Annotated in this window: 20 protein-coding genes; 2 read left to right on the top strand and 18 right to left on the bottom strand. The window is 71.7% G+C overall.

The annotated features are described in order from the left end of the window. Positions 1-17: 17 nt before the first annotated feature. From EUA93_RS12805 to ftsE, 13 genes are all read right to left on the bottom strand, one after another. A complete protein-coding gene (locus tag EUA93_RS12805) occupies positions 18-803 on the bottom strand; it encodes a glucosamine-6-phosphate deaminase (RefSeq protein ID WP_129400489.1) in 786 nt (261 codons plus the stop codon). Further along, entirely contained in the window at positions 803-1720 is a 918-nt protein-coding gene (locus EUA93_RS12800) for an ROK family protein (protein ID WP_207208679.1), read from the bottom strand. Before EUA93_RS12800 ends, EUA93_RS12805 begins: the two co-directional genes overlap by 1 nt. Next, a complete protein-coding gene (locus tag EUA93_RS12795) occupies positions 1717-3138 on the bottom strand; it encodes a glycoside hydrolase family 3 protein (protein ID WP_129400488.1) in 1422 nt (473 codons plus the stop codon). Before EUA93_RS12795 ends, EUA93_RS12800 begins: the two co-directional genes overlap by 4 nt. After that, on the bottom strand, positions 3138-3977 hold the full coding sequence (locus EUA93_RS12790) for a carbohydrate ABC transporter permease (RefSeq protein ID WP_129400487.1): 840 nt from the start codon (positions 3975-3977) through the stop codon (positions 3138-3140). Before EUA93_RS12790 ends, EUA93_RS12795 begins: the two co-directional genes overlap by 1 nt. Beyond that, positions 3977-4888, bottom strand: coding sequence for a carbohydrate ABC transporter permease (locus EUA93_RS12785; protein WP_129400486.1), 912 nt, complete (start codon positions 4886-4888; stop codon positions 3977-3979). Before EUA93_RS12785 ends, EUA93_RS12790 begins: the two co-directional genes overlap by 1 nt. A 99-nt stretch (positions 4889-4987) precedes the next feature. Continuing rightward, on the bottom strand, positions 4988-6295 hold the full coding sequence (locus EUA93_RS12780; protein ID WP_129400485.1) for an extracellular solute-binding protein: 1308 nt from the start codon (positions 6293-6295) through the stop codon (positions 4988-4990). Between the two features lie 29 nt (positions 6296-6324). After that, on the bottom strand, positions 6325-7458 hold the full coding sequence (locus EUA93_RS12775; RefSeq protein WP_129400484.1) for an ROK family transcriptional regulator: 1134 nt from the start codon (positions 7456-7458) through the stop codon (positions 6325-6327). Between the two features lie 135 nt (positions 7459-7593). After that, positions 7594-8130, bottom strand: a complete 537-nt coding sequence (locus tag EUA93_RS12770) for a VanZ family protein (RefSeq protein WP_129400483.1) — start codon at positions 8128-8130, stop codon at positions 7594-7596. Positions 8131-8135: 5 nt separating this feature from the next. After that, positions 8136-9014 (bottom strand): amidohydrolase family protein, encoded by an 879-nt coding sequence (locus EUA93_RS12765; RefSeq protein ID WP_129400482.1) that lies wholly within the window; start codon positions 9012-9014, stop codon positions 8136-8138. A 6-nt stretch (positions 9015-9020) separates the two neighbouring features. Next, entirely contained in the window at positions 9021-9500 is a 480-nt protein-coding gene (gene smpB, locus EUA93_RS12760) for an SsrA-binding protein SmpB (protein WP_129400481.1), read from the bottom strand. A gap of 33 nt (positions 9501-9533) precedes the next feature. Next, the gene (locus EUA93_RS12755) at positions 9534-10763 is read right to left on the bottom strand and encodes a peptidoglycan DD-metalloendopeptidase family protein (protein ID WP_129400480.1); all 1230 of its coding nucleotides are present in this window, start codon (positions 10761-10763) and stop codon (positions 9534-9536) included. Between the two features lie 137 nt (positions 10764-10900). Next, positions 10901-11812, bottom strand: a complete 912-nt coding sequence (ftsX, locus tag EUA93_RS12750; protein WP_129400479.1) for a permease-like cell division protein FtsX — start codon at positions 11810-11812, stop codon at positions 10901-10903. A gap of 38 nt (positions 11813-11850) precedes the next feature. Further along, positions 11851-12540 (bottom strand): cell division ATP-binding protein FtsE, encoded by a 690-nt coding sequence (ftsE, locus tag EUA93_RS12745; RefSeq protein WP_129400478.1) that lies wholly within the window; start codon positions 12538-12540, stop codon positions 11851-11853. Positions 12541-12677: 137 nt separating this feature from the next. Here ftsE and EUA93_RS12740 point away from each other — a divergent pair, with 137 nt between their 5' ends. Next, a complete protein-coding gene (locus EUA93_RS12740; RefSeq protein ID WP_129400477.1) occupies positions 12678-13196 on the top strand; it encodes a SigE family RNA polymerase sigma factor in 519 nt (172 codons plus the stop codon). Next, positions 13189-14415, top strand: a complete 1227-nt coding sequence (locus tag EUA93_RS12735; protein ID WP_129400476.1) for a hypothetical protein — start codon at positions 13189-13191, stop codon at positions 14413-14415. Before EUA93_RS12740 ends, EUA93_RS12735 begins: the two co-directional genes overlap by 8 nt. Before the next feature lie 13 nt (positions 14416-14428). Here the strand turns inward: EUA93_RS12735 and EUA93_RS12730 are convergent, their stop codons facing one another. The 5 genes from EUA93_RS12730 to treZ all read right to left on the bottom strand — a co-directional run bounded on the left by EUA93_RS12730 (position 14429) and on the right by treZ (position 19710). Beyond that, the gene (locus EUA93_RS12730; RefSeq protein WP_129400475.1) at positions 14429-14731 is read right to left on the bottom strand and encodes a hypothetical protein; all 303 of its coding nucleotides are present in this window, start codon (positions 14729-14731) and stop codon (positions 14429-14431) included. Positions 14732-14748: 17 nt separating this feature from the next. Beyond that, on the bottom strand, positions 14749-15864 hold the full coding sequence (prfB, locus tag EUA93_RS12725; protein ID WP_129400474.1) for a peptide chain release factor 2: 1116 nt from the start codon (positions 15862-15864) through the stop codon (positions 14749-14751). Between the two features lie 32 nt (positions 15865-15896). Next, positions 15897-16955, bottom strand: a complete 1059-nt coding sequence (locus EUA93_RS12720; protein WP_129400473.1) for a glycine-rich domain-containing protein — start codon at positions 16953-16955, stop codon at positions 15897-15899. A 126-nt stretch (positions 16956-17081) separates the two neighbouring features. Further along, the gene (locus tag EUA93_RS12715) at positions 17082-17873 is read right to left on the bottom strand and encodes a hypothetical protein (protein ID WP_129400472.1); all 792 of its coding nucleotides are present in this window, start codon (positions 17871-17873) and stop codon (positions 17082-17084) included. Positions 17874-17949: 76 nt separating this feature from the next. Continuing rightward, entirely contained in the window at positions 17950-19710 is a 1761-nt protein-coding gene (treZ, locus tag EUA93_RS12710) for a malto-oligosyltrehalose trehalohydrolase (RefSeq protein ID WP_129400471.1), read from the bottom strand. Position 19711: the final 1 nt, after the last annotated feature.

The following is a 19711-nucleotide window of genomic DNA, read 5'->3' as shown; positions in this document are numbered from 1 at the left end:
GGCCCGGTCGAACCGGGTCAGAGCCCCTGCCAGTCCGGCTTGCCGGCGTAGACCTCGCGGTAGTAGTCGCCCCGCGACAGCCTCGACGCCGCAGCCGGGTCGAGCAGGACGGTGACGTGCGGGTGCAGCTGGAGCACCGACGCCGGGCACGAGGCCGACACCGGTCCCTCGACGGCGTCGGCCACGGCCTGCGCCTTGCCCTCGCCCGACACGACGAGCAGGAGGTGGCGCGCCCGGCCGATGGTGCCGAGTCCCTGCGTCAGCACGTGCCGCGGAACCTCGTCGATCGAGTCGAAGAAGCGCGCGTTGTCCTGCCGCGTGCGGTCGGTCAGCGTCTTGAGCCGGGTCAGCGAGACGAGCGACGAGCCCGGCTCGTTGAAGGCCAGGTGGCCATCGCTGCCGATGCCGAGCACCTGCACGTCGACTCCCCCGGCGTCGACGAGGGCGGCCTCGTAGCGCGCTCCCGCACCGGGGAGACCGGCCGGGTCGACGTCGGGGCTGGCCACGCGCCCGCGGTCGATGCCGAGGCCGTCGGTCACCTCGGCGAAGATCGTCTCGCGGTAGGTCTGCGGGTGGCCGAGGGGCAGCCCGACGTACTCGTCGAGGGTGAAGCAGCGCACCCGGTCGTACGACGGACCGGTGCCGGCCGCGTGCCGCCGGACCAGCTCCTCGTAGGTCGGCAGCGGGCTCGAACCGGTCGCCAGTCCGAGGACGGCGTCGGGCTTGCTGCGCACCAGCGCCTCGAAGGTGTCGGCGGCGAGCGCACCCACGGCCTCGGCGCTGTCGAGTGGTACGACCTCCATCAGTCCCTCCCCAGGATCGCGGCGCCGACGGTCGCCAGCGGGTAGTGCTGCGGCACCATGCTGAGCCGGTCGGCCAGGCCGAGCGAGGCGAGGAAGGGCGACCCCTCCCCCAGCGACCGTAGCTGGCGGACCACCTCCACCCTCAGGGGCTCGCCGACCTCGCTGACCCCACCGCCGAGCACGATGCGCTCGGGATCGATGGTGAGGCCGAGGGCACGGATCGCGCACGCGACGCCCCAGCAGAACCGGTCGCGCACGGCGATCGCCTTCACGTCGCCGTCGGCGGCGGCAGCGAAGAGGTCGGCCGCCGGTGGGCCGTCCGGGGTGGGCCAGGCGCGCGCGAGCGCACGGCCCGACGCGATCGTCTCCAGGCAGCCGACCTGGCCGCAGCCGCACTCGGTGCCGGTGGGGTCGATGGGCAGGTGGCCGATCTCGCCGGCCGCGCCGTGCTCGCCTCGTCGGAGCCGTCCGTCGATCACCAGTCCGGCGGCCAGTCCGGTGCCGACGCTGAGGTAGACGACGTCGTCGGCCTCGACCAGGGCGCGGGCGGCGAGCGCGGCCACGTTGACGTCGTTCTCCACCGCCACCGGCACCCCGAGCCGCGTGGCGAGCAGGTCGCGCAGCGGCAGGTCGTCGCCATTGACGCCGAGGTTCACCGCGTGGCGCAGGGTCCCGCGCTCGGTGTCGACCAGCCCGGGCACCCCGACGCCGACGCGGCAGATCAGTGGCTCGCCGATCTCCTTGGTCAGGGCCTCGAACACGCGCGCCGCACTCTCGACGACGCCCTCGGCGCCGGACCGCGTGGACTTGCGGGCCTGGGCGACGATCTCGCCGTCCTCGCCGAGCACCACGCCGTGGGTCTTGGTCCCGCCGATGTCGAGACCGACCGATCGCGTCCCTGCCAGTGCGGGCCTCACCGCGTCCACCCTGCCTCTCGCAACAGCTCGGTCACCGCGGCGACGCCGGGTGCCGACGAGCCGCGCGTGCTGATTCTCGCAAGCCCGACGTCGTACGCCGCCGGCCAGCCCCACTCCACGACCACGGCGGTGCGTCCCGCCTCGGCCAGCGAGCGCAGGAAGGCCAGCAGCTCGGGGCGACGCCCGGCGTCGCGCACCTGCACGACGAGGGGCACGCCGTCGGGCACGGCCGGCGCCTCCGGGTCGACCCGGTGGTCCGGTGTGATGCCCCAGGCGACCTCGCCCACGGCGATGTTGGCGACCGTGTCGACGCTGACCACCTCGGCGCCGGTGAGGTCGGGCAGCTCGCCGTCGACGGTCATGGCGAAGGCGGCGGCCTCGGCCTGCCAGCGCTCGTCCGGCACGGCGAGGTCGACCTCGGAGGCGAGGACGCTGAGCACCCGCACGCGGGCCGCAGCCTCGGCCAGGCGCTCGAGCGGCAGCCGGCCGTCGTCGACCGCCCGGACCACGGCTTCGCGGATCTCCTCGACGAGCGGGGCCGGCTTGTCGGGACCGATGCAGAGCAGGTCGCAGCCCGCGGCGAGCGCGAGCACGGCGGCCTCCGGGATGCCGGTCTCGGCGGAGGCGCCGGCCATGTCGAGGGCGTCGCTGACGATCACCCCGTCGAAGCCGAGGTCCTCGCGCAGCAGACGCAGCACGGCCGGGCTCAGGGTCGCCGGCCGGTCGGGGTCGATGGCGGGCACGACGATGTGCGAGGTCATGACCGAGGCGATGCCGGCCTGCACGACGCCGGCGAAGGGCACGAGCTCACGGGCGGCGAGCGTCGCGGCGTCGACGTCGATCCGCGGCAGCGCGAGGTGGCTGTCGGTGGCGGTGTCGCCGTGGCCGGGGAAGTGCTTCGCGCAGGCGCAGACCCCCGTGGCCTGGAGCCCGCGGGTCCAGGCCGACACGTGGGCGGCCACGTCGTCGGCCCGGGTGCCGAAGCTCCGGGTGCCGATGACCGGGTTGGCGGGGTTGCAGTTGACGTCCGCGACGGGCGCGAGGTCGAGGGTGATCCCGACGTCCGCGAGCTCGTGGCCGATCCAGCGACCGACGGCCTCGGTCAGCCGGAGGTCGCTCGCGCCCCCGAGGGCCGCCGCGCCGAGCACCGGGCTCGGCTCGAGCGTGTGGAGGCGGCTGACGTCGCCACCCTCCTCGTCGACGGCGATGACGGCGAGGGGGTTGGCCGCGGCGATCGCGGCGCTCAGGGCCCTGGTGCTGTCCGGACCGCCGGCGGTGTTGCTGCCGAAGTAGCAGATCCCGCCGAGCCCCTCGGCCAGCAGCGCGCGGTAGTCGTCGGGCAGCGCCGTCCCGTGGAAGCCGGGCAGCTGCACCTGCAGGGCGAGGGTGCGGACGTCGTACGTCGTCGTCTCGGTCATCACCCCTTCACCGCCCCGGCGGTGAGGCCGCTGACCATCCGGCCCTGGACGATGAGGAAGAAGATGATGACCGGGACCGCGATGAGCGTCGAGCCCGCCATGATGCCGCCCCAGTCGGTGCCGCTGTTGACGTCGGTGAAGGTCGACAGCCACAGCGGGAGCGTGCGCTTCTCCTCGCGCGTCATCACGACCAGCGCGAGGGTGAACTCGTTCCACGCCTGGATGAAGCCGAACACCCCGGTCGCGACGAGCCCCGGCGCGAGCAGGGGGAAGGTGACCCGGAAGAAGGCCTGGATGCGGGTGCAGCCGTCCATCATGGCCGCCTCCTCGAGCTCGTAGGGCACACCGGCGACGAAGCCACGCAGGGTCCAGATCGTGAAGGGCAGCACGCCGGCGACGTACACGATCGTCAGGCCGACCACGGTGTTGAGCAGCTCCATCGTCTCCAGCATCTTGTACTGGGAGATGAAGAGTCCCTCGACCGGGATCATCTGGATCACGAGCAACGTGACGATGAACGACATCCTGCCCTTGAACCGGAAGCGCGAGACCGCGACCGCGGCGACGAACGCGAAGGCGAGCGAGACGACGATCGTGAGGCCGGTGACCATCAGGCTCATCTTCAGCGCGTTGACGAACTGGTCGGTCTCGAAGACGGTGCGGAAGTTGTCGAGGTCGCCGCCGAAGGGCACCCAGGTCGGCACCGGGTTGCGGATCTCGTTGCGGTCGAGGAAGGAGCTGTTGACCATCCAGTAGACCGGGAAGGCGGCGACCACGAAGGTGATCAGGCCGACGGCGTTGGCCAGCCACCGGGTGGGGCGGGTCGTGGTGCGGGACATCAGGCCTGGGTCCTCTCCTGCCGGATCATCGACCGGACGTAGGGGGCGGTCAGGACGACGGTCAGCGCGAGCATGAAGATCGCGACCGCTGCGGACGTGCCGAAGTCACCGCCGCCGATGCCGAGGCGGTAGATGTAGGTGCCGAGGAGGTTGGTCTCGCTGGCGCTGCCGCCGGCCTTCTGGAGGATGTAGATCTGGGCGAAGACCCTCAGGTCCCAGATGACCTGGAGCAGGCCGACCACCATCAGCACCGGTCGGATGCTCGGGATGATGACGTAGCGCAGTCGCTCGCCCATCCCGGCGCCGTCGATCTCGGCGGCCTCCATCAGCTCCTCGGGCACCTGGGTCAGGGCGGCGTACACCGTGAAGGCGACGAAAGGCACGCTCATCCAGACGATGATCACGGTCGCGACGAAGTAGAAGGAGAGCGGCCGCAGCAGCCAGCCGTGCCCCTCGAAGTCGCCGCCGAGCGCGGTGAGCAGGTAGTTGACGACGCCGTACTGGGTGTCGAAGAGCCACTGCCACACGGTGAGCGAGGCGACCACGGGCATCGCCCAGGCGAGCAGCAGCCCGGTCTGGGCCAGCAGGCGTACGCCCTTCGACATCGCGCGCATGACCAGCGCGAGACCGACGCCGATGAGCATCGTGACGGCCGCGTTGACCAGGCAGAAGACGATGGTGCGGAGGGTGACCTTCCACAGGTAGGCGTCGGTCACCAGGTCGCGGTAGTTCTGGAGCCCGACCCACTCCGGTGGGGTGCCGAACTGCTGGGCGAGGCCGAACTCCTGGAAGGACAGCATCACCTGGCGGACCAGCGGGTAGCCGAGCGCGAGGCACAGGGCGAGCACCGCCGGGGTGATGAGGAGGTACGGCAGGGACGCGGCGCGGGTGCGGTCGGTGCGCTCACTCATGACTCTGCTCCTCTCGTGGCATGCGGACGTGGTGTGGGCGCGCAGCGGCGGGGGCGGCGATCGTGCCGCCCCCGCCGGTGCCGGTTCGGGTGGACCGGGTCAGCCGTTCAGCTGGCCGTCCATCTGCTCGTCGGCCTTGCCGGCCAGCTCCTCGACGTCGCCGCCCTGGGCGATGGCGCTGAAGAGGTCCTCGAGGACCCGGGAGCCCTCGACGGTGGCCCAGCCCGGCGCGGCCGGGGTGAGCTTGGCGTTGGACGCGGCCTCGATGGTGGCGGCGGCGTACTCGTCGTCACCGAGCTCGGAGGCGAGCGAGACCTTGGCAGGCGTGAGGCCGGCCTTGGCCATGATCGTCTGGTAGTCGTCGCTCAGCATGAGGGCGATCGCCTTCTGGGCGAGGTCCTGGTTGGCCGACTTCGCGGCGATCGCGAGGTCGGAGCCGCCGAGCAGCACCGGGGCGGGCGAGCCGTCGTTGCCGGGGAGCGCGAAGACGCCCATGTCCTTGGCGAAGGTGTCGGGGCAGCCCGTGTCCTCGGCCTCGATCAGGCCCTTGACCCAGCCCGGCGTCGACATCATGCCGACCTCGCCGGCGCAGAACGGGGTCCACGGGTCGGCCTCGTTGCCGTCCTTGGGGGCGCCCGAGGCGTCGGTGAACAGCTTCTGGGCCATCTCGAGGCCGGCGATCGAGCCGTCCGCGGTCAGATCGCCGGACCAGGTGCCGCCGTCGTCGACCGCGAGATCACCGCCCGCTGCCCAGATGAAAGCGGCACCGTTGCGCCAGTCCTGGCCGGGGAACCAGAAGCCGGAGAAGTTGGCCGGCTTGGGGTTGGCCTCCTTGAGCTTGACGGCCGTGTCGACGAACTCGTCGAGCGTGGTGGGCACCTCGAGACCGGCGTCCTTGAGGAGGTCCTTGCGGTAGAAGATGTACTTCGACCCGGCGTAGTAGGGAACGGCGTAGGTCTTGCCGTCCACCGTCGCGCCCTCGACGAAGCCGGGCAGCAGGTCGTCGCCGCCGAAGTCGGCGAGGTCACCGGTCAGGTCCGCGAAGGCGCCGGCCGAGGTGAAGGTCGGGGCCTGGGTGTTGCCGATCTCGACCACGTCGGGCGTCTCGGACTCGCTGGACAGCGAGGTGGTCAGCTTCTCGACCAGGCCGTCCCACTCCTGCTGCTCGATGGTGAGCGTGGAGCCGGGGTTCTCGTCCTCGAACGTCTTCTTCAGCCAGTCGCGGGCCTCCTGCGGAGTGTCCGTGCCGTTGAGCCAGACCCGGATGTCCGCGCTCTCGGGACCGCCGTCCTCGCTCGACGAGCTGCTGTCGTCGCTGCCGCACGCGGCCAGCGTGGTCAGCGCGAGTGCGGCGACTGCCACTCCGGTCAATGACTTCTTGATGCGCACCACAGTGTTCCCTCTCATCGATGTGTTCTCTCTGGGCATCCGGGACGTCACGAGACGCCCAGCTCTGCGGAGAGGACGAGCACGGCCGCTCCCACGACCACCACGTCCTCCCCGAGCTTGGAGGTGCGGACGGCCAGCCCCGTGGAGCTGATCGGCATCGTCCGCTCGCGGATGGCCCGGTCGGCTGCGTCGAGCAGCGGACCGTCGAGCAGCTCCGCGGGGCCGCTCAGCACGATCTCGTGCAGGTTGAGGGCGGCGACGATCGGCGCCAGCACCTCTCCCAGCCTCGTCCCGACGTCGGAGAGCACGGCGGGGGCGTCCACGCCGGGCTCTCCGACGCGGCGCCGGAGGCGCGGCGCCGACAGGAGGGTCTCCAGGCAGCCGGTGCGCCCGCAGGCGCACAGCTCGCCGGCGACGTCGACCACGACGTGCCCGATCTCGCCGGCGGCACCGAGGTGACCGTGCAGGAGGGAGCCGCCGAGCACGAAGCCGGCACCCACACCGGTGCCGACGCGCAGCACCATGAGGCCGCCGTCGCCGGACTCGCCGAAGGTGTGCTCGCCCAGGACCGCGGTGTTGGCGTCGTTGGCGACGTAGACCGGGACGTCGAAGGCCTCGGCCAGGCGGGCGGACAGCGGGGTGTCCTGCCAGGCAAGGTTGGGCGCGTCGATCACGGTCCCCGCGGTGTCGACGATGCCGGGGCTGCCGACGCCGATGCCCAGGACCGGGCGCTCGGTCATCGCCACCAGCTCGGAGGTGAGCCGCTGAACGAGCTCGACCGCCTGCTCCCCCTCCGCCCCGTCGACGTGCACCTCGTGGCGGGCCAGGACGGTGCCGGCGAGGTTGACCACGGCACCCGACATCCGGTCGGTCTCGGACAGGTCGAGGCCGATGATGTGGTGCGAGTCCGCCGCCAGGCCGACCAGCGTGGGCGGCTTGCCCACCCGGCTGCCCGCTGGGGCGCCGAGCTCGGTCACGAACCCGTCGGCGAGCATCTCGCCGACCAGGTCGGACACGGTCACCCGGGTCAGTCCGCTGGCCCGGGCGAGGTCCGCCCGGCTCGCGGGGCCCTCGCGGAAGAGCTGCTGCAGGAGCAGCGAGCGGTGGTGCCGCCGGGCGTCCTCCTGGAGGAGCTTGCCCTGCGGTCGCAGCTGGCGTCCGACTGGGGTGTGCGAGGTCACATTAGTTAGTTCATCGCACTTACTTATCGTCGTCAAGGGGTCGGCGACGTCGAACTTTCCTTTTACCTTCCCCGTCCGCCGCCGCGAAGTAAAGACCCGCGCGGGGTGGCACGGGGGTCGGCATGGGGGTCGGCGTCAGCGCCAGCGGAACAGGTCGACGAGTCGGGCGACCGCGGGTACCCGGGTCACGGCGGCGAGCAGGCCGTGGCCCAGCGCTCCCCCGACGACGTTGAAGAGCAGGTCGTTGAGGTCGGCGACGTGACCGCCGCCGAGGGTGAGCGCGGTGACGTACTGGGTGACCTCGATGCCCAGGCTCACCGCGGCCGCGACGGCGACCACCCGCCACCAGCTCGGCCGCGCGAGGACCAGCGCCACCAGCATCCCCAGCGGCGTGAAGACGACGACGTTCGTGACGGCGTCGGCGACGCCGTAGCCGGCGACGGGCGTCAGCGCGAGGTAGGTGTCCCACTCGGCGGTCCGGGCCGGCTTGTCGCGGAAGATCGGGAAGACGGTGTTCGCGACGATGCCCGCGGCGTAGACCCCGAGGGCGAGCGCAACGGTGGCGCGCGGCCAGGAGAACGATCCCCGCGAGCGCAGCCGCCACACCAGCAGCAGGCAGACGGCTGCGCCGAGTGGCACGACGACCGGGAGCACCGGGACTTCTCCGAACACCGGCGTCAGTCCAGGAGTGCTGCGGTGTTGTGCCAGCAGACGGCGCGCAGCCAGTCGTCGCCGAGGTCGAGCGCGGCGAGGCCCGCGAGCTGCTCGCCGTAGGCGTAGGGGATGTTCGGGAAGTCGCTGCCCAGGTGGACCCGGCCCGCCAGCCCGAGGTCGCGCAGCCGCGGCAGCAGCTCCGGCGGATAGGCACCGCCCATCTCCTCGAAGAACGGCGTGAACGCCATCGTCGTGTCGAGCGCGACCCGCTCGTGGTCCTCGGCGAGCCGGAGGAAGTCGGCGTACTCCGGGGCGCCGGCGTGCGCGACCACCAGCCGCAGCCGCGGGTGCCGGGCCAGCAGGGCGGCGACCGGATCGGGGCCGGTGTGCTCGGTGGCGACCGGTCCGCTGCCCGCGTGCAGCACGACCGGGGTGCCGGCCTCCGCGATCACGCCCCAGGCGTCGTCGAGCGCGGGGTCGGTGACCGTGAAGGCCCCGACCTGCACGTGCACCTTCCAGACCTCCACGGTCTCGGTGCGGGAGGTGACGTACGCCGTCACGCCGGGCTCGGGGAAGAAGGTGCCGCAGACCGCCGCCTCGGGCACCCGCTCCGCGAAGTCGGCGGCCCAGCCGTTGAGGAACTCGGCCATGTCGGGCTTGTGGGCGTAGGGCAGGGCGGTGAAGCGGCGGACGCCGAAGGAGCGGAGGGTCTCGACCAGCACGTCGTCCTCGTCGCGGTAGCGCAACGGCCACGGGCGGCCGATCAGCGGGCCGGCCGAGTCGAACTGGGCGCGCACCTTCGCCATCACCCGTGGCGGCAGGAAGTGGGTGTGCAGGTCCTGCAGGCCGGGCAGCCCCAGCTGCGCGGCGAAGGGAACGGGGTCGGTCGCCGCCTCGGTCACCGAGCCTCAGTCCCGGTGGCCCTTGAGCCTGCGCTGCACGGCCTCGACCTTCTCGCGGTTGGCCGTGCGCTCGGCCAGGGTGTGTCGCTTGTCGTAGGACTTCTTGCCCTTCGCGAGCGCGATCTCGACCTTGGCGCGGCCGTCCTTGAAGTAGAGCGACAGCGGCACGATCGTGTAGCCCTTGTCGGTGATCTTGCGCTCGATCTTGTCGATCTCGGACCGGTTGAGCAGCAGCTTGCGGCGCCGGCGGGCGGCGTGGTTGGTCCACGTGCCCTGGCTGTACTCGGGGATGTGGACGCCGAGCAGGTAGGCCTCGCCGTTCTCGATCTCGGCGAAGCCGTCGACGAGCGATGCGCGGCCCTGGCGCAGGGACTTCACCTCGGTCCCCATCAGGACGAGGCCGGCCTCCCACGTGTCCTCGATGTGGTAGTCGTGTCGCGCCTTCTTGTTCTGCGCGACCATCTTCTGGCCCTGCTCCTTCGGCATCCCACTATTCTCTCAGGCGGTGTCCAATCGGAATCAGAAGTACTTCATCGGGTCGACGGCGGTGCCGTTCTCCATCACGGTGAAGTGGAGGTGGCAGCCGGTGGACCAACCGGTCGAGCCCTCGTAGCCGACGACCTGGCCCGCCTGGACCACGTCGCCGACGCCGACGAGGTAGCGCTCGGCGTGGTTGTAGATGATCGAGACGCCACGGCCCGCGATCACGCCGAGGTCGATGACCAGGCGGTTGCCGTAGACGTCGCTCCAGTAGGACGCCACGACCTTGCCCGGCGCCGCGGCGCGCTCCGGGGTGCCGCAGCCGCCGCCGAAGTCCACGCCGTCGTGCAGGCCCCAGTAGTGGTAGATCGGGTGCTCGCGGTAGCCGAAGGGCGAGGTGACGTAGCCGTCGACCGGGTGCAGGAGGGCGCCGGCGGTCGGGCCGGTCGCCGTCGAGCGGCCGGCGGCGCGCTCGCGCCGCAGCGCGGCCAGCGCCCGCTGGCGCAGCTTCTCCTCGAGGGCCTTCTGCTCCTTCTCGAGCTTCTTGATCTTGGCGACGTCCTCGGCCCGGGCCGCGCGCGCCTCGACGCGCGCGTCGCGACGCTCGACGACGAGGGAGACCACCGCGTCCTTCGCCTGCTGCTGCTCGGCCTCGAGCTGCTGCATCAGGGTGAGGTGCTCGGCGGCGGCCTCGCGCTGGGCCGCGACGTCGTCACGGGCGTCGGAGACCTGCTGCTCGGTGACCTCGAGGAGCACCTCGGCGGCCTTCAGCTCGTCGTACGCCCGTGCCTCCTGGCCGACGATCACGTCCCGTACGCCGTTGCGTCGGGTCAGCTCCTCGGTCGACTCCGCGTCGAGGAGCGAGGAGAAGGCGATCAGCTCGGGGTCGCCCTCCGAGTACATGTCGGCGACCGTGCTGGCCACCTTCTCGCGCTGTGTCTCGCGGTCGGCCGTTCCCTGGACCAGCGCCGCCTCGGCGTCGGCCAGCTCCTGCTCGGCGGTGGCGAGCTCGACCTGCATCGCGGCGTCACGTTCCTGCGCCACCTCGACCTTGCCGCGCGCGGTGGCGAGCTCGGCCTTGGCGGTGGTGAGCTGCGACTTGGCGGCGTCGAGGCGGGCGGTGGCCTTGCTCAGCTGCGAGCTGGACTCGTCGAGGTCCTCGTGGGCGCCGTCGAGCTGCTGCTCGACCTTGTCCTTCTTGTCCTTGAGGTCGTCGGCGTGGGCTGCGGTGACGCTCAGGGCCAGGACCGCGACGAGTGCCGCGGCCACGCGGCGTTGGGCGGCACGGGGCAGAGTGGTACGGGGAAGAGGACGCACCGGGGGAAGCCTTTGCGTTGGGGAAGCGGGGAAGGGTGCCTTCCCAGAGCCGAGTCGCGGGCAGGCGAGACGACGCTAACCCGCGGCGATCAGACTTTGAGGTATTTGCGCGTCAACACGAGTGTCGGGAGCAACGTCAGCAGCGGTCCGAGGATCGCGATCGCACCCAGGGCCAGCCGGAACTCCGCCCACCCGATCCACGGGATGAACTTCAACGTGTCGTCCCCCCGGCCCTCGATGCCGAACTGCTGGACGGCTGCGAGCGCGCCGCCGGCCAGCGTGACGCCCAGCACCGCCGTGACGAGGGCCTCCAGCAGGAAGGGCAGGGCGATGTAGAGCGTCGAGGCGCCGACCAGCCGCATGATCCCGATCTCGCGACGACGGGCGAAGGCGGCGAGCCGGATCGTGTTGGCGACGAGGAGCAGTGCGGCGAGGACCAGCACGCCGGCCGTCACCAGCGCGACCAGCTTCAGCAGGTTCAGGGCGCCGAGGATCGGGGAGATGATCTGGCGCAGGTCCTGCACGCGTGAGACCCCGTCGAGGCCCTGGACGGCACTCGTGATGCCCTCGTACTGCTCGGGGTCGTTGAGGGTGATCCACACCGTCTGCGGCATGTCGTCGGCGGTCAGCACCGGGTTGTCGCCCGAGAAGATGCTCTCGTCGTAGAGCTCCTTGGCCTTCTCCAGGGCGGTCTCGCTGGACTCGAAGTGGAAGTCCTTCACCTCGGGGTTGTCCTGCACGACCTGCTCGATCGCGGTCTTCTGCGCGTCGGTGACCGCGTTGGGGCACGTCGGGTTGCTGTCGCCGTTGCGGCACAGGAACACGGTGATCTGGAGCTGGTTGCCCCACTGCTCGGCCGCCCTGGTCGCCTGCTGCTGGAACATCAGGCCGAGCCCGACGAGCGTGAGGGAGACGAAGAGGGTGAGCACGACGGCGAGGTGCATGGACAGGTTGCGCCGCAGGCCCTGGCCGAGCTCGGAGAAGACGTAACGAAGCTGCATGGAGTGGGGGCTCTCGATCTGGGGAAGTCGGTGGTGCGTCAGTTCTGGTGGCCGTAGACGCCCTGCGCCTGGTCGCGCACGACGTGGCCGTTCTCGAGCTCGATGACGCGCTTGCGCATCTGGTCGACGATGCCGGAGTCGTGCGTGGCCATCACCACGGTCGTACCGGTGCGGTTGATCCGGTCGAGGAGCTTCATGATGCCGACCGACGTGGTCGGGTCGAGGTTTCCGGTCGGCTCGTCGGCGATCAGGATCATCGGCCGGTTGACGAAGGCGCGCGCCACGGCGACGCGCTGCTGCTCACCACCGGAGAGCTCGTCGGGCATCCGGTCCCCCTTGCCGCCGAGGCCGACCAGCTCGAGGGTCTCCGGGACGACGTCCTTGATCTCCTTGCGCGACTTGCCGATGACCTGGAGCGCGAAGGCGACGTTCTCCGTGACCGTCTTGTTGGGCAGCAGCCGGAAGTCCTGGAAGACGGTGCCGATGTCGCGCCGCAGCCGCGGCACCTTCCAGCCGGCCAGCCGGTTGATCTCCTTGCCGGCGACGTAGACCTTCCCGGTCGTGGGCCGGTACTCACGCAGCACGAGGCGCAGGAAGGTCGACTTGCCGGAACCCGAGGAGCCCACGAGGAAGACGAACTCCCCCTTCTCGACGTCGACGGAGATGTTGTCGAGGGCTGCGTGGGGGTGGCCGGGATAGGTCTTGGTGACCTTCTCGAAGCGAATCACGCATCGAGGCTACGTGAGGGGTGCACGGGAATCGGAAACCCGCGCCGCGGTGCAACCCGGCGGCCGCGACGAGCGTGTTGGGTGGGTGACGGCGCCTGACAGGGGTGCCCTGACGAGCAGCTCGACGGGGGAAGCAGATGCGGGACGGGCCCGAGGGCGACTTCGCGGACTTCTACGAGGCCACGTGGTCGCGCACGCTCGCGGTGACGTACGCCCTCACCGGCGACCGCGGCGTGGCCGAGGAGCTCGCGCAGGAGGCCTACGTCAAGGCGTGGCAGCACTGGGGCAAGGTCGCGCGCTACGACCAGCCCGCCGCGTGGGTGCGCCAGGTCGCGACCCGGCTCTCCGTCAGCCGCTGGCGTCGTACGAAGGTCGCCGCGGCCTGGCTCTCGCGCAACCGCACCGAGGCGCACGCACCCCCTCCCGACGAGACGTCGACGGCGCTGGTGCAGGCGCTGCTCCGGATCCCCGAGGCGCAACGACGTGCGGTCGTGCTGCACCACCTGGCCGACCTCCCCGTCGACGAGGTCGCCCGGATCGAGCACTGCCCGGTCGGGACCGTCAAGGCCCGGCTGTCCCGCGGTCGCGCCGCGCTCGCCCTCCTCCTCACCGACCATCCGGCCGACGAGCCGAACGGAGCCCACACCCATGCCTGACCTCGACCAGATCGACCCGGCCCTCGACCGCGCCTTCGACGCGCTCGCCCGCGACCTGGCCCACTCCCCCTCCCCCGGCGCCTCCGCCGCGATGGCGACCGTGCGGAAGCGACGTCGTGCGCGCGTCGGTGTCGTCGCGCTCGCCGCGCTCGTCGTGGTGGGCGGCGGGCTGACCCTCCCCCGGGTCCTGTCCCCGGAGGACGGGGTCGCCGCGAACGGCGGCTCGGCTCGTCTCGACGCGGCCGCGATGGACGAGGCCACCGACGGATGGATCCACGGGTGGACGTCGGAGCCCAGGATGAACGGCAGCTTCAGCATGCCGGAGTGCCACCCCCTCGACGCGATGGCCGGCGCGACCACGGAGGGCTACACGGTCGCCTTCACCCAGCAGTCGAGCGCCGACGTGAAGATCATCGACTTCGAGTCCGCAGCCGCGCTCGATGCGTCGTGGCAGCCGCAGGTCGACGCGATCTCGGCGTGCGACGACCTCGGCGCCCCCCGGACCGTGGTGGTCGACGGGACGAGCGTGCTGCACTGGCGCCTCGCCCTGCCCGACGACGGCAACGCACGCATGACGGACCTCTGGTACGCACGGTTGGGCACGCGGGTCGGGCAGCTCGAGCTGGCGACCACTGAGGGCGCCGCCCCGGAGAGCGCCGTGCGCGGCGTGGCCGAGGCGCTCGTCGCCGGTGTCCGGGACGGCTGGACCGAGACCGAGCCGCGCGCCGTGTCACCGGCGGCGGCCAAGGGCCCGCTCCCTGAGTGGACCGGCATCGACCTGGAGGGGGCCCTGGCCGGTTGGCGCTCGCCGACGAAGCGCGCACCGACCACCTCCCCGAACCTGACCTGCCTGCACGACAAGCTCGACGGCGTGACCACCGCCAGCAGCGGTGGGGGCGGATCGCCGTGGGGGTTGTCCTACCGGGTCGCGACGTACGACGACCCCGACGGCGGCCCTGCCGACGTCGACCTGGTCCTGGACATGCTCCGCGCCTGCACGACCGCGGAGGTCCGGCTCGAGACGCTGCCCAACGGCGTCCACCTGGCGACGTACGACACCGGCGGGCCCGAGCCGTTCAACGCCATCTGGCTCGCCGCGAACGGCGACCGGGCCGGCATGGTCGCCGTCGAGAGGGCCGACCGCCCGATGCCGCAGAGCGCGCGGCAGGACGTGGCCGACGCCCTCCACGAGATCCTGCACCTGCCCTGGGGGCCGTGACGCCGGAGCTGGTTCAGCGCTGCATCGCCTCGACGGCGTCCTTGGCCTCCCGGAGGCCACAGCCGGTCTTCTCGCGGTAGAGCTTGATCGCGTGGATCAGCTTGTCGTCCGCGACGAGCCGCCGGACCTCGGCCGTCCAGTCGTCGGTGGTGGCGGTGACCGCCGCCGCGGCCACGGCTCCCGTGGGCGCGGCCGTCAGCTGCGCGAGCTGCGCCTCGAGCCGGGCGACGCGCTGCTCGAGCCCGGCGATGCGGGAGCGGTCGGCGTCGTTCGTGCCTCCGGGGCCGATGACCTCGGGCTTGCTGAAGAGTCCCATGACCCGAACCCTAGGGGTCAGGCGTCGACCTTCTCCGCACCCCGGCGCCAGCGGATGCCGGCCTCCATGAAGTCGTCGAGGTCTCCGTCGAAGACCGAGCTTGGGTTGCCCGACTCGTGGCCGGTCCGCAGGTCCTTGACGATCTGGTAGGGGTTCAGCACGTAGTTGCGCATCTGGTCGCCCCAGCTGGCCTGGACGTCGCCCTTGAGGTCCTTCTTGAGCGCGGCCTCCTCGGCCTTGGCCTTGGCGAGCAGCTTGGCCTTGAGCACGACCATCGCGGACGCCTTGTTCTGCAGCTGCGACTTCTCGTTCTGGCAGGACACGACGATGCCGGTCGGCAGGTGCGTGAGGCGGACCGCGGAGTCGGTCGTGTTGACCGACTGGCCGCCGGGACCGCCGGAGCGGAAGACGTCGACGCGGAGGTCGTTCTCGTCGACCTCGATCTCGTCGGTCTGCTCGAGGACCGGCACCACCTCGACGGCGGCGAACGACGTCTGGCGGCGGCCCTGGTTGTCGAACGGGCTGATCCGCACCAGGCGGTGGGTGCCGGCCTCGACGGAGAGCGTGCCGTAGGCGTAGGGCGCGTGGATCGCGAACTCGGCGGACTTGATGCCCGCCTCCTCGGCGTAGGAGACGTCGTAGACCTCGACGCCGTACTTGTGCTGCTCGGCCCAGCGCGTGTACATCCGCATCAGCATCTCGGCGAAGTCGGCGGCGTCGACGCCGCCGGCGCCCGAACGGATCGTCACGATCGCCTCGCGCTCGTCGTACTCACCGGAGAGCAGCGTGCGGATCTCGAGGGACTCGACCGACTTCTTGATTCGGTTGAGCTCGGCCTCGGAGTCGGCGAGCGTGTCGGCGTCGCCCTCCTCCTGCGCCATCTCGACCATCAGGCCGAGGTCCTCGATGCGGGACTCGAGTCCGGTGTAGCGGTCCATCTCGCCCTGCAGCGCCGAGAGGCGCCCGGTGACGCGCGTGGCGCTCTCGACGTCGTCCCAGAGGTCGGGTGCGGCGACCTGCTCGCTGAGGTCGGCGATCTCACCGCGCATGCGGTCGAGGTTGAGCACCTGGCCGACCGTCTTCATGGTCGCCTGGAGCTGCTTGATCTCTGCGTCGTAGTCGATGCCTGCCACAAGAGCCAACAGTACGGCGTCGGCGGGCGGGGTCAGAACTGGAGGACGACGGAGCCGTTGCCGCCACGGCCCGCGGCGCCCGCGCCGGCGCCGCCGTTGCTCGCAGCGACCGGTCCGGTGACCGCGGACACGCTGGCGCCTGTCGTGCCGGCGGTGAAGCTGGAGCCGGCGCCGCCGGCACCCCCGAGGTCGAACGCGGTCGTGACTCCACCGCTGAGGAGGTAGCTGCCGCTGCGGGTGCCTCCGGAGCCACCCCCTGCGTAGCCGCCACCGCCACCGCCCGAGCCCGCGCGTGCCCTCGCGGCCCCCGCCGCGCCGTTGCCGCCGCGGTTCTGGCCCGTGGTGTTGGCGCCACCGGCTGCCCCGGGCCCGCCGGGGACGAGGATGCCGGGGCCGGCACCGGCGGCTCCGGGAGTCGTGGGGCCGGTCGGCGAGCCTGCCGAGCCGCCTCCACCCCCGACCGACGTCGTGCCGCCGAGGAGGGTGGGGTACGTGACGACGGCGTCGCCTCCTGCGCCGGCCGGGTTGGCGGACGTGCCGCCGAGGCCGGGGACGTTGACCGACGGCGAGCCGTCGGCGGCGTTCGCGCCCTTCCCGCCGCCGCCGCCCGCGGCCACGACCGGAGCTGTTCCGAGCAGGACCGCGCTGCCCCCGCCGCCTCCGCCGGCGATGATCGAGGTGCCTCGACCCCCGTCACCGCCGGCCCCGTAGCCGGCGCCGCCGAGCCCGGCGGACGCGAGGAGTCCGTTGCCCTCGCCGCCACCAGCCCCGACCACGACGGTGAGCGTCGTCCCGGCCGGGTTGCTGGGCAGCGTGATCGTCCCGGAGACCCTCGCTCCTGCCCCGCCGGCGAACGACGCGCTGCCCCCTCCGCCGCCGCCCTCCACGGTGAAGAAGACGGTGCGGTAGCCCGCGGGGATCGTCACGGCAAAGGTGCCGGGCGTGGCGTAGGTCTGGGTGAAGCTCGCGGCGAAGGCCGGCGCCGCCGTGGCGACGGTGATGACGGGCACGCTCCAGGCCATCCCCCGGGTGACGCTGCGCCGGGTGAGGTCGCGTTTAGGAGCAGGGTCCGGCCCCCGCTGGTCCTGCATGCCGTGCTCCCGTTCCGCAGAAATTGTTGACAAGACGTCAATATGTCTACGAAATAGTAACAACGTGGGCGCGATCCGGGGCCTGTACCCGGATCACGCCCACGTCGGCTGGTGGGGCTCAGAGGCTCAGCGCGTGCAGAGCACCTCGGGCTTGGCGACGGCCGCGATCGCGGCCGGGCTGGCGCTCGTGGTGAGGTCGAGCTTGAGCCGGAAGACGTCGGAGATGTCGAGCGTGCCGTCGATGATCGTGCCGACCGCGAGGGCGTGGCTCGCCTTGACGGCGCCGTCGGCCGTCACCACGACCTGGCCGCTCGAGCCGGTCGGCGAGGCGTCCGTGAGGGCGTACGTCGTGCGCAGGTCGGTGCACTTGCGGCCCAGCGTGTACTCGACCGAGGACGGCGTGCCGGCCGTGACGGTCGCCAGGCTGTAGGCGTAGTAGTCGGCGCCGATCGTCACGCCGGTCGGGTCGAGGTTCACCCGCGGGCCGGACTGACGGGAGAGCAGCTTCTGCCACGCGTAGACCTCGACCTCGAGGGTCTTGCTCACGCCCTGGCCGAACCCGTTCGAGGCCGGCTTGACGACGCGGTACTCGCGGGTGCCGGGCGTCGACGGGTCGTCGGTCACCTTGTAGGTGCCGTTGGCCTTGACCTTCGTCGTGCCGGTCGCCTTCCACTTCTTCTTGCCGTCGACGCGCTGCTGGAGGATGACCTTCTCCCCGGCGGCCTTCGGGCTGACCCGGCCGCGGATCTTGAGGACGGTCTCCTTGCCGATCGCGGTGGTCTTGTTGACCGAGGCGGAGACGGAGTAGGTCCCGGCCTTCCTCGACGGCTGGTCGGGCGCTGCCTGTGCCGGCGCGGTGAGGGCGAGCGAGCTCGCGGCGAGGCCGGCGAGTGCTGCCCAGGCGGTGGTGCGGTTCATCGGGGTTCCCCCTCGTACTGGGGCCCTGTGGGCCCGTTCGCGAAGGAGACTCGCGCGGTCGGCAGAAAGTTGTCGGCTATCCCAGCAGGGCGCCCGCGTGCGGCGGGATCGTCAGGAGCCCGTCGTCGAGCTCGACACCGGACGGCGTCTCGAAGAGGACCTCGTGGGCGTCGACGTCGACGCTCACCTCGGTCTCGCCCGCGTTGACCAGGACCACCAGGTCGCCGCGTCGCATCGTGAACAGTCGCCCGTCGACCGAGCACGAGACGGTCGCGAAGTCGGGGTCGGTCAGCTGCTCGAGGTCGCGGCGCAACCGGGCGAGGCGGCGGTAGCAGTCGAGGACGACGGCGTGCCGGCCCTCGGTGAGCTCGCTCCAGTCGAGCTTGGACCGCAGGAAGGTCTCCGGGTCCTGCGGGTCGGGCACCTCGGCCGGGTCCCAGCCCATCTTCTCGAACTCCGCGATCCGGCCCTCGGCCGTCGCGCGGCCGAGCTCGGGCTCGGGGTGGGAGGTGAAGAACTGGAAGGGCGAGGAGGCCGCCCACTCCTCCCCCATGAAGAGCATCGGGGTGAAGGGCGCGGTGAGCGTCAGCAGCGCCGCACAGGCGAGCTGGTCGTCGTCGAGGTGCTCGGCCAGCCGGTCGCCGCGCGCGCGGTTGCCGATCTGGTCGTGGTTCTGGTTCGTCACGACCAGGCGCCATGCGGGCATCCGCGCGGTGTCGACGGGCTGGCCGTGGTCGCGCTCGCGGAACGACGACCACGTCCCGTCGTGGAAGAAGCCTCGCTCGCACACCTTCGCCAGCGCCTCGAGCGGCTCGAAGTCGGCGTAGTAGCCGGCCGTCTCCCCGCTCAGCGCGACGTGGACCGCGTGGTGGAAGTCGTCGCTCCACTGGGCGTCGAGCCCGTAGCCACCCGCCTCGCGCGGCTTCACCAGGAGCGTGTCGTTGAGGTCGGACTCGGCGATCAGGGTGAGCGGCCGACGGACCTGGGCCGACAGGGTCGCCGTCTCGACGGCCATCTGCTCGAGCAGGTGCACCTCGGAGGTGTCGCTGAGGGCGTGCACCGCGTCGAGCCGCAGCGCGTCGACGTGGAGCTCCTCGAACCACATGCGCGCGTTGTCGAGCAGGTAGCGGCGCACCTCCGCCGAGCCCTCGCCGTCGAGGTTGACCAGGTCGCCCCACGTGTTGCGGCCGTCCTTGAGGTAGGGCCCGAACAGCGGCAGGTAGTTGCCCGAGGGACCGAGGTGGTTGTGCACCACGTCCTGCACGACACCGAGCCCCTTGGCGTGGCAGGCGTCGACGAAGCGCCGGTAGGCGTCCGGGCCGCCGTACTCCTCGTGGACGGCGTACCAGCCGACGCCGTCGTAGCCCCAGTTGTGCGTGCCGTTGAAGGCGTTGACCGGCATCAGCTCGACGAGGTCGACGCCGATGTCGAGGAGGTGGTCGAGCCTGCCGATCGCCGCGTCGAGGGTGCCCTCCGGGGTGAACGTGCCGAGGTGCAGCTCGTAGATCACCGACCCGGCGAGCTGGCGCCCGGTCCAGGCGGCGTCCTGCCACTCGTACGTCGCCCGCTCCCGCCGGGAGAGCCCGTGCACGCCGTCGGGCTGCCGCCGCGACCGCGGGTCGGGTCGGGGCTCCGGGTCGTCGTCGAGGAGGTAGCCGTAGTCGACGTGGCCGTGCTCGGCCGCCGGGGGCAGCGGCTCGGCAGGGGTCCACCAGCCGTCGTCGCCGCGCTGCATCTCGATGACCGACCCGCCCGCCTCGTCGTCGCAGAACAGCCGCACCCGCTGCGGACGGGGTGCCCAGACGTCGAAGGGTCCCCGCGGTGCCCGGACGGCCATG

The sequence above is a fragment of the Nocardioides oleivorans genome (genome assembly GCF_004137255.1).
GTDB lineage: Bacteria > Actinomycetota > Actinomycetes > Propionibacteriales > Nocardioidaceae > Nocardioides > Nocardioides oleivorans.
Note: the sequence above shows the minus strand (reverse complement) of the source record. Positions and strands in the feature narration are given on the sequence as shown.